13 protein-coding genes are annotated in these 15,413 nt (G+C 34.0%); 3 read left to right on the plus strand and 10 right to left on the minus strand.

From position 1 onward, the window contains the following. Positions 1 to 222: 222 nt before the first annotated feature. Both C8E03_RS22000 and C8E03_RS13715 read right to left on the minus strand, forming a co-directional pair. Complete coding sequence (locus tag C8E03_RS22000; protein WP_170123001.1) at positions 223 to 399, minus strand: hypothetical protein; 177 nt, start codon at positions 397 to 399, stop codon at positions 223 to 225. Between the two features lie 56 nt (positions 400 to 455). After that, complete coding sequence (locus C8E03_RS13715; protein WP_094378197.1) at positions 456 to 698, minus strand: hypothetical protein; 243 nt, start codon at positions 696 to 698, stop codon at positions 456 to 458. A gap of 158 nt (positions 699 to 856) precedes the next feature. Here C8E03_RS13715 and C8E03_RS13720 point away from each other — a divergent pair, with 158 nt between their 5' ends. Then, positions 857 to 1,159, plus strand: a complete 303-nt coding sequence (locus C8E03_RS13720) for a helix-turn-helix domain-containing protein (protein ID WP_170123002.1) — start codon at positions 857 to 859, stop codon at positions 1,157 to 1,159. Positions 1,160 to 1,230: 71 nt separating this feature from the next. Here the strand turns inward: C8E03_RS13720 and C8E03_RS13725 are convergent, their stop codons facing one another. Further along, a complete protein-coding gene (locus C8E03_RS13725) occupies positions 1,231 to 2,079 on the minus strand; it encodes a helix-turn-helix domain-containing protein (protein ID WP_170123003.1) in 849 nt (282 codons plus the stop codon). A gap of 220 nt (positions 2,080 to 2,299) precedes the next feature. On the opposite strand from C8E03_RS13725, the gene C8E03_RS13730 reads away from it, so the two are divergent. Next, positions 2,300 to 5,302 (plus strand): glycoside hydrolase family 2 TIM barrel-domain containing protein, encoded by a 3,003-nt coding sequence (locus tag C8E03_RS13730; protein ID WP_110291284.1) that lies wholly within the window; start codon positions 2,300 to 2,302, stop codon positions 5,300 to 5,302. A 174-nt stretch (positions 5,303 to 5,476) separates the two neighbouring features. Here the strand turns inward: C8E03_RS13730 and C8E03_RS13735 are convergent, their stop codons facing one another. Beyond that, positions 5,477 to 6,436 carry a tRNA dihydrouridine synthase gene (locus tag C8E03_RS13735; RefSeq protein WP_110291285.1) on the minus strand — a complete coding sequence of 320 codons (960 nt, stop codon included), beginning with the start codon at positions 6,434 to 6,436 and terminating at the stop codon, positions 5,477 to 5,479. Between the two features lie 192 nt (positions 6,437 to 6,628). Between C8E03_RS13735 and C8E03_RS13740 the strand changes: the two genes are divergently transcribed. Next, complete coding sequence (locus tag C8E03_RS13740) at positions 6,629 to 6,985, plus strand: NifB/NifX family molybdenum-iron cluster-binding protein (protein ID WP_094378202.1); 357 nt, start codon at positions 6,629 to 6,631, stop codon at positions 6,983 to 6,985. A 118-nt stretch (positions 6,986 to 7,103) separates the two neighbouring features. Here the strand turns inward: C8E03_RS13740 and C8E03_RS13745 are convergent, their stop codons facing one another. The 6 genes from C8E03_RS13745 to putP form a co-directional block, all read right to left on the minus strand. Then, complete coding sequence (locus C8E03_RS13745) at positions 7,104 to 7,580, minus strand: DUF134 domain-containing protein (protein ID WP_094378203.1); 477 nt, start codon at positions 7,578 to 7,580, stop codon at positions 7,104 to 7,106. 220 nt (positions 7,581 to 7,800) lie between these two features. Next, on the minus strand, positions 7,801 to 8,847 hold the full coding sequence (locus tag C8E03_RS13750) for a PocR ligand-binding domain-containing protein (RefSeq protein ID WP_110291286.1): 1,047 nt from the start codon (positions 8,845 to 8,847) through the stop codon (positions 7,801 to 7,803). 181 nt (positions 8,848 to 9,028) lie between these two features. Then, positions 9,029 to 9,475, minus strand: a complete 447-nt coding sequence (locus tag C8E03_RS13755; protein ID WP_094378205.1) for a staygreen family protein — start codon at positions 9,473 to 9,475, stop codon at positions 9,029 to 9,031. A gap of 279 nt (positions 9,476 to 9,754) precedes the next feature. Further along, entirely contained in the window at positions 9,755 to 11,131 is a 1,377-nt protein-coding gene (locus C8E03_RS13760) for an alanine/glycine:cation symporter family protein (RefSeq protein WP_110291287.1), read from the minus strand. A gap of 314 nt (positions 11,132 to 11,445) precedes the next feature. Next, on the minus strand, positions 11,446 to 13,128 hold the full coding sequence (locus tag C8E03_RS13765; protein ID WP_110291288.1) for a pectate lyase family protein: 1,683 nt from the start codon (positions 13,126 to 13,128) through the stop codon (positions 11,446 to 11,448). Positions 13,129 to 13,784: 656 nt separating this feature from the next. Next, positions 13,785 to 15,317: a sodium/proline symporter PutP gene (putP, locus tag C8E03_RS13770; RefSeq protein ID WP_207657807.1), complete on the minus strand. Its 1,533-nt coding sequence runs from the start codon at positions 15,315 to 15,317 to the stop codon at positions 13,785 to 13,787. Positions 15,318 to 15,413: the final 96 nt, after the last annotated feature.

Here is a 15,413-nt window from a genome sequence, read left to right on the forward strand (position 1 = left end):
GCATATATTCCATCAATACGATCATCGTATATGTTTTACCAATCGCAAATACTGTTCGGGTAAATTATACCATAGAGTTTTCAATATCACTATTTATAATTACAATTTAATTATAAAAATATAAATATTTCATAGGAATCAATACTTTTATACATTACCACAACAAGGTCTTTCCTATGAAATAAAAAAAAACGTAAGTTGTGTATGAAACACAACTTACGCTTATTGAACACTTTGATTATTTTCCAGGTATGATACAATTTCAATCATGGAACTTGTTATCTTAGACAACTCCTCTGTCAAGCAATCCTTAGAAACCTCGGCTAATTGCTCAAGTTGAAAACGAAGAATTTCCCTATTTGTTTTCTCACTCATATCAAACTTAATTTCCTGTTCCAAAATTTTTCCTCCCATTTCACCGTGTTTTAGTTATTTAGTTGTCTATTAGACAATTTCTAATCTAAAAAAATATCATCTACCGTATATAATTTTTCACCTCTTCTTTCTGCTTTTAGATTAAATGTAGCTTTTATAATTAGTAACTCATCATAGGTAAACGGATACTTTTTATTTATTTTATCTTCATAAGCCGCAACATTATCCAGACCAAGAAAATTTGTCATCTGTTCTTTGGATAAGCCGTATTTTACTCTAATGGCTTCAAGCTTAATAAATCTGTCTCTTGGATTGTCCAACATATTTCTTCCCCTTTTTGTCATTGTTGTCTTTAAAGCAACTACTAATTATACTTTATACCATTTATATCCAAATGTCAAGAAAGTTTTGTTGCGCAAATTCATTTTATAGTGTAAAATTAGTTGCGTAATCATATAAATATATTAAGAGGAGCGTAACAGTGAAAGAAATCAAAGAAAGACTGATTGAATTAAGACAAAGAAATGGACTTAACAAAATAGATATGGCTAGGAAATTAGGAATCAATAAGTCAAGTATCACCCGATACGAAAATGGTCAAATCAAGCCTACTTTAGACATGCTTATCATGATATCCAAAACTTTTTGCGTTAGTATGGATTGGCTTTGTGGATTTGATACCTTGGAAGAGGGAAAATATGATTCTATTGTAAGAGAATGTATTAAATACAAGATAGCCCCTGAAAAGCTTCAGAAATTCATAGAATTAATGAAAGAGGACTAGAAATAGGCTATAACAGACATTGGGCTACACCTTTCGTGCAGCTCAATGCTGTTGTTTCATACTCCTATCTTTCAAATTCGAATCTGTTGTCTATATTCTGTAGGGGACACACCGATATTTTTCTTAAATAATCTGCTAAAATAAAGTGCATTTCCATAGCCAATCAACCTTGCGACCTCTGCTATCTGAAAGGATGAATTCAACAGCAAATCCTTAGCAATCATCATACGTAAATTAATGATATACTGTCTTGGTGAGACTCCTGCATAATGAGTAAAATTATCAATAAAGCGATAATAATTCAGCCCTCTTTCCCTTGCAAACTCCTTAATTGTAAAATCTCGCTCAGGCTCTAAATGAAACATACGTATGGCATCTTCTACTTCTCTGTTATAGCTTTCAAAAATTGTTCTCTCTCGGATTTGATTTCTTCCCATTTTAAGCATCAATTCCTGAATCAAAAATTGAAGCTGTTCCTCAAAATAAGGCTGTTTTAGCTGTAATTCCAAAATCATAGCATCAAAGAGCTGTACATATGCATTATGCATACCCACATAATAAATATTTCCACTTCCCCAGCCTGTTTTTTCAAAAAATAAATTATCTTCCTTACAGGAAAAATGTACCCAGTAAATATCTGGGTGATCCTCAAGAAAATAATAATAATATTGTGCATCTATTGGACGATACAGTACACAATGTCCTTTTTCCAATATATGCAGCTTATCATGTATCAAAAATCTGGCTTTCCCATCAGCAATATAAAGCAATTGATAGTTATTGGAACCGCTCGGACGCTCTGTTGCAAACCTTTCCTTATGTACCAAACGATATCTACCACTGCAATGTACAAAAAAATTTTGGTCAGATACAGACTTTTCATTTGATTCCCAGTCATAATAGCCTACGACGGTTTTCATACCTATCTCCCTCAATCCTTTTTCTATTATCATAAAATAATTTTTTATTTTTGTCAAAGATTTTGAAAACTTTATGCATATGAACTTAAATTTTATGTATGGAATAATAACTTGCATTTTGATATATTCTTTATAGAATAGTTTTATTTATTCAACATATTTTTATTCGTAATTATTAGATAAAATATAAACTTTATGCCTATCACGAAAGGGGATTGTTATGTTATCCAATGAATTAAAACTACCAAACTATTATGAAGATCCTTCTTCACTTCACATAGGATGTGAAGACAATCGAAGCTACTATATTCCTTTTACTTTGGAAAACACAAACGAAAGTTCAAGAATCCTTACATTAAATGGTAACTGGGATTTTCGATATTATGAGAATCCATATGTTTTAGAGGATTTTACAAAGTTAGGCTATTCCTATAAAAACTATGATTCTATTCCAGTTCCCGGATGTATTCAAATGTATGGTTATGACCATCACCATTACACGAATATCCCTTTCCCATTTGCATATGATGCTCCTTATGTACCTCAGCAGAACCCAACCTGCGTTTATCATAAAAGCTTCGATATAACAGAGGAAAATTGTAATTATTTACAATATTTAAATTTTGAGGGTGTAGATTCCTGCTTTTATGTCTATGTCAATCAAACTTTCGTAGGCTACAGTCAGGTTTCGCACTCTACGAGTGAATTTAATATCACTCCTTATATTAGACTTGGGCAAAATGACCTTACTGTCGTAGTATTAAAGTGGTGTGATGGAAGTTATTTAGAGGATCAAGATAAGTTTCGTATGACCGGAATTTTTAGAGATGTTTATGTGCTCCACCGTCCAAAGGAGCATATTCGTGACTTTTTTATTAAAACTCGGTTAAATAATATTTACAAAAATGCGCAAATTGAAATCAAATTCAATTATCGCAGTGTCTCTGTGCCAACCACCTGTACCTTATTTGATACAAAGGATCAAATTATTTCTACCAAGACTGTGCAGGATGCTATGTTAGCCTTTGAACTTGAAAATCCAACTCTTTGGAATGCAGAAGAACCTTATCTTTACACTCTCAAAATTGAAACTCCGGATGAGATTATTTATCAAAAGATAGGTATTCGCTGCATCGAAATCAAGAACGATATCATTTATATTAATGGTGTAAAGATTAAATTCAAAGGTGTAAACCGCCATGACAGTGATCCTGTAACAGGCTATACTATAAGCAGAGAGCAAGTATTAAAAGATTTAACAATGATGAAAGAATCCAATATCAATGCTATTCGAACCAGCCACTATCCAAATGCTCCTTGGTTTACTCAGCTTTGCAATGAATACGGCTTTTATGTCATAAGTGAAAGTGATTTAGAGGCACATGGAGCTACTCAATTCTATGGTGGAAGCTCCTTTGATACTTTCGGAGATTTGGTTCAAAAAGAAATTTTTGCAAAGTCCATTTTAGACCGTAACCAAAGAAATGTAATTCGTGACAAGAATAATCCTTGTATTATCATGTGGTCCATGGGAAATGAGGCTGGCTATAGCAAGGCTTTTGAAGATACAGGTCGTTTTATCAAGGCCTACGATTCAACCAGGCTGCTTCATTATGAAGGAAGTATTCATGAAACGGGTGGTCATAAAAACGATACCTCTATGCTAGATGTATATAGTAAAATGTATGAGCCAATTTCTGGAATTGAAAATTATCTGGCTACAAATCCAAAACCTTATATGCTTTGTGAATTTATCCATTCCATGGGTAACGGTCCGGGAGATATTGAGGATTATTTTGAATGTATTTACAAGCATGACCGCTTTGTTGGTGGTTTTGTATGGGAATGGTGTGACCATGCGATCTATCGTGGTATCACTACAAATGGCAAGAATATCTTCCACTATGGCGGCGATTCTAATGAATTCCCGCATGATGGCAATTTCTGCGTGGATGGAATGGTAAGTCCTGACCGTGTCCCTCACCCTGCCTTGGCAGAGTATAAAAATGTTATAAGACCCGTCAGAGCTTTCTTATTGGACGCTGCAACTGGAAAAATCAAATTGCAGAATATGCTGGATTTTACGAATTTGAAAGATTATGTAAACTTACAGGCACAGCTTCTCTATGACGGTGAAGTCGTTGAAACCTACGAGTTAGGAACCGTTGATGTAAAGCCACATGAGACAACTGTTTTAAATATCACAATAAATCAAGCGTACTTTAAACAGACAAAAAGCTTGAGCCTGAAAATAAATTATGTGCAAATCTTTGATAAACCACTTACAAAAGCAGGGCATTTACTTGGCTTTGATCAACTTATGCTAAAAGAGCATAATAGACCATTGGTACATGCCAAAGATTATCATCAGGAAAGTATACAGACCGAAGAAAACTCTTCTTTGATATTACTAAAGGGAACTAATTTCAGATATGTATTTAATAAAATGCAAGCAAGCTTTGATTCTCTGACTATAGATAATTGTAATATAATAGAAAAGCCTCTGGAATATAATATCTGGCGTGCTCCTACTGACAATGACAGCACAATCCGCAACGAATGGGAATCTGCTGGTTATAACAGAGCTCTTGTCAGAGTATACGAAACTACTTTGACAAACAAAAATAATGTTGTTAAAATAAGCTGCCGATTTGCTATCAATGCCATTCAAATCCAGCATATCTTGGATTTAAATGTGACTTGGACCATTGGCAGCAATGGTACAATTACGCTCGATTTAGATGGAAAACGTAATACTGCCCTGCCATTTCTTCCTAGACTTGGTCTGCGTTTATTCTTACCTAAGGAATACAATGCTGTAGAATATTTAGGCTACGGTCCAAATGAAAGCTACGTCGACAAGCACCGTTCATCATGGTTTGGTAGGTTTAAGTCAAATGTAGAAAATATGTATGTGGATTATATTAAGCCACAAGAAAATTCAAGTCACTTTCATTGTGAGGAGGTGATTTTATCCTCCTCAACAGGAAAGAACATTCATGTAAATGCTGCTGCTCCATTTTCTTTCCAAACCAGCCGGTATACGCAAGAGGAACTAGCAAGTAAAGCACACAATTATGAACTTTTGCAATCAGAACATACTGTTTTATGTCTTGATTACAAAATGAGCGGAATTGGCTCCAATTCCTGCGGTCCTGCATTGGCGAATCAATATCAGCTAAGGGAAGAACATTTATCTTTCCAAATGACCTTACAGTTCTAGCTATAAAGAACCTAGCGCTTGAGTAACTTGCTTGCTTTGTTGGATTGAATCCAGACACTCTTGGGAAATGCATTTGTGAAGCAATTACTTCCTTTTTTGCATCTTAGCGATACCATGATAAGTTTAAATATCAGGAAATTCAAAGAAATTTATTAGTATAAAGGTGAATGGGTTTCAGTCTTTTGATACCCATTCATTTTTTAATTCCTGCTCTTGAAACAAACGAGAAACTGCATCTTCATAGTCACTTAGTTTTTGTGATTTCTTAATCTTTTTGGTGTACTTTTCGTTGTCTGTAAATATAGTAATCATATAAAACCATAATTCTTTCATCTTGAATAAAACATTCCTATCACCAGATAAAATCTCCTGATAATCGAAATATATTTTATCATGAAATTGCTTTAATACATTTTTATCCAATCTGTTATTGGCGGTTATTTCATGTACTAAAGCCGGATTAGCTAATAATCCTCTTCCAATCATAATGGTGTCTAAATTATGAAATCTTTGTTGTAAATCACAATAATCCTTCACCTTACAAATATCTCCATTATAGCAAACAGGATTCGTACTATTGTTTAAGGCATATTCAAAAATGGCAAGGTTTGGCTTATTTTGATAGAAATCTTGTTGTAATCTGGGATGAATAATCAATTCTTTAATAGGATATTTATTATATATATCTAATAGCTCATAAAATTCCTCTTCATTTTCTATTCCAATTCTGGTTTTTATTGATATTTCTGAAATGAAGCTTGTAAAGATTTCTTCTAAAAACTCATCCAGCTCCTTTGTCTTTTCCAAGAAACCAGAACCACGATTTTTAGTGACAACCGTTTTCGAAGGACATCCTAAGTTTAGATTGATTTCCTTATAACCTAACGCTTTCAATTTCTTTGAGGTATGAATAAAATCTTTCGCACGATTCGTTAAAATTTGTGGAACGACACTGATCCCTTCATTATGCTCTGGTAAAAGATCATTTAGCTCACGAGCCTTAAAGCTTTCGCTTTGATTCGCCTGAATAAATGGTGCGAAATACTTATTAATTTTTGAGTTGAAAAATGTATTATGGGCATTTCGATAAATGTATCCAGTCAGCCCCTCCATAGGTGCAAAGTAAAAGTTCATTGCTTTTTCTCCTTAATTTAAGTAATTCAAATTATAACACTTCTTTTTTGTGAATACTAATAAAAGTTACTATATAAGCTAAAACAAAACAGTTGTTGACATATGCTCTTAACTGTTTTATCATATTATATGATAATCAAATATATTTTGATGCTACATAAATATAACTAACAAGTAAAAGGAGAATAGAACATGAAAATTGCTTTACCTACACATCAGGATTTGATCGACAGTCATTTTGGACACTGTGAATACTTTACTGTATTTACAACAGAGGGAAGAGAGATAGCTGACCAGCAAATTGTCGACTCTCCAGAGGGCTGCGGCTGCAAATCTAATATTGCACAGACCCTAGCTTCAATGGGTGTTACAGTAATGTTAGCTGGTAATATGGGAGATGGTGCAGTAAATGTGCTAAATAGCTGCGGTATCGAAGTTGTACGCGGTTGTTCCGGAAATGTTAAGGAAGTTGCCCTTGCTTGGCTTGCTGGTTCTGTTACTGATTCAGGCGACTCTTGTCATGAACATGAGCACGGCTGCGAGCATTAAATTTTTGACAATTATCACCAATAATGGGTATCTGTGTGTAAAGTACCTTTCCCCTAACGAGTGATGGGGTACTTTACACACAGAAAACACTATGAAACACTTTATTATTTCGCCTTATTTAGAAATCACTATTATCATACCGCCAACAATTCTTTCTGCAGAATTTTCCTTTACAATTTTCTTTACATAAAACCTTATCCGATCCGCATTCTGGACATATATATTGACCATTTTTTATTACTTCCAAATTTTCATAGCTTTCTTTCCACTCTTTACCACAGCTCATGCAGTGAATTGGACATATATTACGTGTAAAATTACCGCCTTCGATATGAACCATTTTCCCATTTATAAGACAATCTGCAATTTTTTCTCTAGCTGACAATAATATCCTTTGAAAAGTCGGTCTTGATACTTCCATGCGCTGTGCACAATCCGTTTGTTCAAGACCTTCTAAATCCTTTAAACGTATTGCCTCCAATTCCTCTAGTTTGAGTATATTCTCCGGTAATTCTGCTATTTCCTTTTCAGACGGTATAAAATAAGGTATTGCTGGTATATAATCAATTTTTCTCAATTTTGTTGGTCTTGCCATATTTACTCCTCATCTATTGTATCATATTGAAAGCTTGACTCAATCATACAATTTATCCCTATCTTCTTTAATTTAACATTTGATAATTATATATCATTTTAACGAGTTTCCTCAGCTTTTGCAATATCTTTATTTTATTATTGATTTTATTTCCACCTAATAAGGGTAATGTCTCCAATCAACATTACCCTTTTATTTACGCTTATTTTATTATTATGTTCTAATTATCACTTGCCATTGTATACAATTCATTGGTCAATGCTAATACCTCTTCCACGCTTGCCGTTGTTTCCTCAATACCAGCTGACTGCTGCTCTGCATTTTCCATTGTTGAGTTAGAAATATCCAGAGTCTTATTAACAGAGTTTTGAATTTCTCTTGTTAGGTTCACTATGTCCATAGCAGTTTCCTTAGAATTTTGTGAAAGATTTCTAATCTCTGTAGCAACAACTGAAAAACCTCTGCCATGCTCTCCTGCTCTTGCTGCCTCTATCGCTGCATTCAATCCAAGCATTTTTGTTTGATCAGCTATGTTTTTAATTGATTCTAATATTGTATTAATCTGATTGGATCTTTCACTTACATTTTGAATTTCCTTATTCAGTAAAATCTGATTTTCATTCACACTTACAGAGGATGCTGCAAGCTCTTGCATCGTTGCGGAAATCTGAGTAAAGCTTTCTAATAAATCTGAGCTCATATTTTTCAATTTCATCTTTTGATAACCAATTTGTGATAATGAATTTGCAATTAGAAATAAAACTTCAGCAGCTGACTTAAGCTTTGCTTCTGTCGTTATCTGCACTTCTTTAGCCGCTTCAAAATATTGCTCTTCATCAACTCCTATTTCTCTTGCTGTTTTTTTAAATTCATCTGATTTTGGCTGAGATGTCAGAATCTGCCCTCCTAAAATCGTACCAATTTGTACTCCATTTATCATAATTGGAGCTGCAAAATCAATCAAACCAGCGTGACATTTGTAAATGTAAGGCTTTCCTGCTTTCGCTGCCTCTTCTCCTCCTCTTTTATGAGAAACTGCACATCTGTCATCACCAATTTTAGTAGAATGAATAAATTTATCACAAATTTTTGTATAGGAACTTGGCTTGGTTAGTGGATTGCCGTCCATATCAACAGCTACACTGGCTATCCCCATACTTTCTGCGAAATTATCTAAAAATTTCTGTAATGTATTAAGGTCAATTACATCCATCACCTTGACATTTGATAAATCATCGTTATTCTTACTTTCTGTTCTGCTATTCATTTTGAATCCTCCAACTTTCGTATAATAAAGCTAAATCTATATTTCTTTCTGTAAATCTTTATAAATTCAGCTAAGCTTTAATACTAAAATAGTAGCACAAAAATCTTTTGTTTTTATTAAAAAAATATTAAATAACTTATAAGAAATTACGTGATTTTCCTATTAAACAAGTATGTTTTTCCTATTTATAATCCTTACCTATCCCCCAATTTTCAAGCTGATCATAATCTGTATTTGGCGCTTCGAAATTTACAATGATTGGCGCATTATCAAGTTCAGGATGTGCCGCAAATAATTCTCTATCACCATATCTTATTGCTTCTAATGCTAGTGGCAGTTCACGGCGAAAAACTTCATTTCGCACAGATGTTATGATAGGATTATATTCTCCTCCAACCAAAACTGATACAAACAATATTGTCTCCTCCTTATTTGTTCTCCATTCAGCAAGTACTTCATCCCTCATGCTTGTAATTTTTTCATATGCATATTCCAGTCCTATTGATAAGTACAACTCGGCTGTCTGATCGGAATGAGTCACAGTATACTTACGTCCTATAATAGGCTCAGTCTTTGTAACATCTGGGGAAAATTCTACAGTCAGCTTTTTAGGATCCAGTCTTTCCATATATAAACCTCTATAAACATGTTTTAATATTTGTCTTTATAATATATGCAGACTTTTTCTATTTGCTTCATACTTTTATACGTTAGCTTCCTAATTCCTCACTCATGAGAGACTTGACCGCTTTGCCGCGTCGAATGCTGTTATGCAGTGACATTTTTCACTTGCATTCGTGCGCATCCTGTGGAGTATTTAAATGTAATAGGACGCAATTTCCCTATTACATAAAAAGAGCTTGCAATTAGCTGCAAACTCCACTTGAACATCCAATACATTCTATTCTTATTTTGTACTGTCTAAAATAGCTTTCTCATTCAATGTTTCAAAAAAGCTCTTAGTTTCAGAAATAATAATCTTTCGAAGCCCCAATATTCCAATCAGATTTGGAATTGCCATCAAAGCATTTACAATATCAGCAACAATCCAAACTAGTTCTAACTTTAAGTATGGTCCAACTGCCACAAGAAAAATAAATATATATCGATATATTTTAATTCCCTTTATGCCAAATAAATATTCGGTACAACGCTCACCATAATAATTCCATCCAATTATTGTTGTGAATGCAAAGAAAATTAGGCCTACCGTAACAATAACTTTTCCAAGGTTAGCACCCGGAAGTGCTGTAGAAAAGGCATAATTTGTTATTTCTGCTCCTTCCATATTCATACTCCATGCATTAGTTAAAATAATAACCAGACCAGTCATTGTGCAGACTACTATTGTATCAATAAAGGTCCCTGTCATTGAAATAAGACCCTGGCGCACACAGGAATTTGTTTTGGCGGCTGCCGCTGCAATTGGTGCACTTCCAAGTCCTGATTCATTAGAAAACACACCTCTAGCAATTCCGCTCTGAATTGCTTGCTTGATTGTTGCTCCTAAAAAACCTCCCGTAGCTGCCACAGGTGTAAAAGCACTTTTTATTACAATTCCGATTATATTAGGTAATATATGAATGTTTAGAATTAAAATTACAACAGAACCTAAAATATAAAGCATTGCCATAAATGGTACAACAATTTCTGCTACTCTAGATATTGATTTAATCCCATTTACCGTTACCAAGGCAACCAATACGGTAATGATTGTGCCGGAAACTACTACTGGTATCTGAAAAGCAACCTGCGTCGATTGTGTAATTGAATTAATTTGAGCAAACGTACCAATACCAAAAAAGGCTACTCCAATTCCAAACAATGCAAACAGTTTAGCCAGCCATTTATTTCCTAATCCCTTTTCAATATAGTACATGGGTCCACCAGACATTTGGCCATTGTCATCAACTACTCTATATTTTACGGCAAGCAAACCCTCAGAATATTTTGTAGCCATTCCGAAAAAGGCTGCCATCCACATCCAAAATAAAGCACCCGGTCCGCCAACTTTAAGTGCAGTAGCAACGCCTACAATATTTCCAGTCCCTATCGTTGCCGCCAATGCTGTACAAAGCGCCGCGAAGCTACTAACGTCACCCTTTGCTTTTTCACTATCCTCTTCCTTGGAAAATAAATATTTAAAGGCCATTGGTAATTTGAAAATCTGTATGAGTCCTAAGCGCACGGTAAGATAAACTCCTGTACCTACTAATAAGATTAATAGAGGCGCTCCCCATATCAAAGAGTCAATTTTGTTAAAAATATTAATTAGTTGATCCATCTGTCCCTCCAGTAAATTGTAAAGAATTATAATTATTCTCTTTTTCTCATAAATTTGCATATACTTTACTATAATAATATATTTTTTGCACGATTACAACAAATCTTTCATTCTTTTTGCAATCCTATTGAGAATCAAGCTGCTGAAAATTGAATAACAAGTACCCATTCAGGCATGTAATGCCTTTATATTCTATAGATGTTGAACAACAAGTTATTTTCTATGAATGTACAAAACAGCTTGCATGATAATCCATGCAAGCTGCTGCCTCATTTATCTTTTATATTCATTTTACTCTACATTTCTAATTTAAGTTATTTACCGCCAATTGATACTAATTGAGAGGTATAGCTTGCAATCTTAGCCATCAGCGCTGCATTTACATCAGAAGATTCATCATCTACTGCATTATTAAACTGCCAAGTGAAATCACCCTGATTCATTCTGCCTGCACTTGCTGTAACAATGGCAGCTACATTATTTACGCTATCAATATCACTTTGGCTGACACCTAAATCCTTATTTGTATCAAAATTATTATAAACTGTACTTCCTGCTATTGTCTTGTATGAGCTTGGAACAGTTTCGCTTCTAGACACCGCAAGGTAGGCATCGAAAGAAGTTGCATTTGCAATTGTGGTACCTGCATCTGAATTTGCATAAATTAAGCTTTTTGCACCTTCAATTTTATTATTAAAAGCCTTAATCATACCACCGTTTTCTTTCGAGAATGTACCTGTACCAAACGTATCAGTACCTTGAAGGGAGCTCATCATAGGATATTTACAATTTCTAAAATAATTAGCTTCCACAAAAGCAGAACTTCCCTTTGTTGTGCCTACACCATATTTCGCATTACCATCAAAATAATTATTGTAAATATGTACAGAAGCAACTCGAATACGTGGATGGCGTGAATCAGAATGGTCATACCAGTTATGATGATAGGTGACAAAAAATTCTGTTGAATCACTCATTCCACAAAGAGAGCATTTTCCCGAATCCCAAAAATGATTATAAGATAATGATACATAAGTGGATGCTCCTTTTACGTCAGCCGAACCATCTCCCTTTACCTGATCGGCATCGGAACCCTTTTGACCATAGAAAATATCATTATTATGAACCCAAATATTGCAATTATCTGTATCTAACGAAATTCCGTCATCAGGGAAATACATTACACCTATATTTCTTATTTCGACATTACCGCTGTTTCTGATCAAAAATCCCCAGCCATAAGCGGTTGCATCTTCACCGATGCCTTCAATTGTCATATTCATTTCCTTATAGGATGATTTTCCCTTTACCTGAAGATATCCGTTGCTGTTTAACTGACCGCTCATATTACTGTCAGTAACCTTACCGATAAAACGAATCGCAAGCGGGGTTGTGTCATAACCCTTTTGTCTTAAGGTCAAAATTTGTCCAATTCCAACAGCCGTTTGCACTTTTCCCTTACTGTTTATAATAACATCAAGAGTGACACTTTTAGCTGTATCTGGTGTTACATAAATTACTTTTGCATTACTTCTTAATGTTCCATCATCATTATAAGCACCAGAACCGGTCTTATAGGTGGAATCTTGTGCAAAAGCAAATCCACTTCTGTCATTTTCACTAACAGTAATCTTATTTGATACTGCACAGACTGTGGAACCATTAGAAAACAAGCATTCCACTTTCATTACATAAGTACCTGCAGCCAAGCCGACTGCATCGGCTCTTTGGTAAGATGGATATTTTCTGATTAATTCATTATCAATCTGAACATATGCTGAATCTGCTGAATTTGCCGGCTTTACATATACATTGTATCCTACTGAATTGTTCACATCAGTCCATTCAACGTATGCACTTTCAAACCAGCCACCGCAATTAGTAATAGAGATACCTGATGCATAACTTGTGGTATCAATAAAGAACCCTATTATCATAGCAAATATCAAAGAACATATAATTATCTTACTACTTAATTTTGAAAAAATTTTAATCATAAAATTATTTCCCCCTATCGTATTTTGTTCTCATTCACAAGTAAAATATCTTATTACTTTGTTATGAATAAAGAATTATTGTCTTCGTGTTATCCCCTCGATATCTCAGACATATAATTCACAAAACTACTATCGACTTTTTATTTCAGAATAATTTAAGATGTAAAATGAATATATAAATATAAGAAATAAAAGAGATTTAAATGAACCATTTTTAAATCATAATAAACAAAAATGAATGAAATAAGTTTGTGACTGTTTTTATTAAAGCCCTTATTTACAATTTATCTTCTTTCTATAAAATCACCCCTCTTAGAACTATTATCATCAAATCCAACAACGCTTATATTATATACTAATTTTTTCCATATTACAACATTATTTTCTAACAATTTATCAAATATTACATTTAATATGCTTTATTATTAGAATTTATTAAATATTTTATCTAATTCAAGACAGAACCGACGTATTCCTCTTGTATTCGTGGGCATTGTGTTTTTATTTCATACAAAAATTAAAACTTTTATACGTTAACAACAAAGCCTTTCCTATGTAAGAACAAAGTGTCTGTAAAACAAAGGTCAACATTTTATTTTTAAATGTTGACCTTAGAAAATATAAGATTAAAACTTAAATATTTGAATTATTTTTACTTATTTATCTGCATTGATAAACTCCTCAAACTCTTTTTCTATTTCTTCATCCGGCTTCTTTGTAAGTAAACTAACAATTATTATTAAGCTTGCTGATATGATAAAGGCAGGCAAAAGCTCATATATATCTATAAATGATTTAATAAAGTTTCTCCATACAAATACTGTAAAACCTCCTGATATAATCCCTGCTAAGGCACCTTGCCAGTTCATTCTCTTCCAATATACCGATATCAGGATGGCAGGGCCAAAGGCTGCACCAAAACCTGCCCATGCATACCCTACCAAATCAAAAACAGAACTATTTGGATTTTTTGCAATAATTAGCGCAATAATTGCTATAATAATAACACTCATTCTACTTATCATCATTGAACTCTTTTCATTCATATACTTACCGAATAATCCTTTGCCAATATCCTCTGAAACTGCTGAGGATGTGATAAGAAGCTGTGAATCGGCTGTGCTCATAATTGCTGCTAGTATGGCAGTCAGAAATACACCCGCCAACACTGCCGCCATAGGTCCTTTTAAAATATGCTGTGTAATATAAATAAATATTTTCTCTCCATCCATCACTGCAAGCTCTTTTGGAGATACTACAGTAGAAATGTAAGCTTTTCCTATAATTCCCAGCAAAACTGCTGCTGATAAAGTCAAAATAACCCATACCATTGCAAGTCTTCTCGCTGGCTTGATTTGTTTGGAACTTTCTATTCCCATGAATCTAGATAAAATATGTGGCTGTCCAAAATATCCAAGCCCCCATGCAGCAATTGAAATAATACCAATCAGATGAAAGCCACTTCCAATACCTGTCCATTCACTAAAACCAAAGCTCTTAGACGCTTCTGTCAGTGAGGCTGCCAAATCAAAGGTGCTCTTAATACCGCCCAGATGTACAACTGCTATTATAGGTAGTAAAATAATAGCAAAAAACATGATAATTCCCTGAACCAAATCAGTCCAACAAACGGCAAGAAAACCGCCAAAGAATGTATAAGATACAATCACAACTGCTCCAAGAATTAATGCTATTTGATAATCAATACCAAACACTGCATTAAACAGCTTTGCACCAGCAGAAAACTGTGCTGCTGTATAAATCAAGAAAAATATAACAATAAATATTGCTGATATCAATCTAATCAAGTGACTCTTATCACGAAACCTATTTTCAAGAAACGTAGGAATCGTAATTGCATTTCCTGCTGTTTCTGAATAATTCCTAAGTTTTTTCGCAAGTAAAAGCCAGTTTAAATAGGTACCGACTGCTAAACCAATGGCAGTCCAAACTGCTTCTGCAAGCCCATTATTCTTTGTCAATAAAAAGGCTGTTCCCGGAAGTCCCATTAATAGCCAGCCACTCATATCTGATGCCTGAGCACTCATTGATGTTACCCAAAAATTAAGCTGCCGCCCTCCTAAATAGTAATCATTCTGACTCTTGTTTCTTTTGTAAAAATAAAGTCCTATTGCCAGCATAAAAGCTAAATAAATAATTAGGACGATTGCGTGAATCATTTGTTCCATTTAATTGTTCCTCCCATTAAATCTAGTAAAATCCATAATGTCCTAATTATACACAATTTCTAAATAAATATAAACAAAAATTTTTTTACAATGTAT

Source organism: Lachnotalea glycerini, from assembly GCF_003201285.1.
GTDB classification, from domain to species: domain Bacteria; phylum Bacillota; class Clostridia; order Lachnospirales; family Lachnospiraceae; genus Lachnotalea; species Lachnotalea glycerini.

What these genes read in the sequence shown, in the direction of transcription:
- putP (WP_207657807.1), bottom strand. Translation starts at nt 15,317, where the DNA reads ATGGAACAAATGATTCACGCAATCGTCCTAATTATTTATTTAGCTTTT.
- C8E03_RS13730 (WP_110291284.1), top strand. Translation starts at nt 2,300, where the DNA reads ATGTTATCCAATGAATTAAAACTACCAAACTATTATGAAGATCCTTCT.
- C8E03_RS13755 (WP_094378205.1), bottom strand. Translation starts at nt 9,475, where the DNA reads ATGGAAAGACTGGATCCTAAAAAGCTGACTGTAGAATTTTCCCCAGAT.
- C8E03_RS13745 (WP_094378203.1), bottom strand. Translation starts at nt 7,580, where the DNA reads ATGGCAAGACCAACAAAATTGAGAAAAATTGATTATATACCAGCAATA.
- C8E03_RS13715 (WP_094378197.1), bottom strand. Translation starts at nt 698, where the DNA reads ATGTTGGACAATCCAAGAGACAGATTTATTAAGCTTGAAGCCATTAGA.
- C8E03_RS13725 (WP_170123003.1), bottom strand. Translation starts at nt 2,079, where the DNA reads ATGAAAACCGTCGTAGGCTATTATGACTGGGAATCAAATGAAAAGTCT.
- C8E03_RS13760 (WP_110291287.1), bottom strand. Translation starts at nt 11,131, where the DNA reads ATGGATCAACTAATTAATATTTTTAACAAAATTGACTCTTTGATATGG.
- C8E03_RS13740 (WP_094378202.1), top strand. Translation starts at nt 6,629, where the DNA reads ATGAAAATTGCTTTACCTACACATCAGGATTTGATCGACAGTCATTTT.
- C8E03_RS13765 (WP_110291288.1), bottom strand. Translation starts at nt 13,128, where the DNA reads ATGATTAAAATTTTTTCAAAATTAAGTAGTAAGATAATTATATGTTCT.
- C8E03_RS13750 (WP_110291286.1), bottom strand. Translation starts at nt 8,847, where the DNA reads ATGAATAGCAGAACAGAAAGTAAGAATAACGATGATTTATCAAATGTC.
- C8E03_RS13735 (WP_110291285.1), bottom strand. Translation starts at nt 6,436, where the DNA reads ATGAACTTTTACTTTGCACCTATGGAGGGGCTGACTGGATACATTTAT.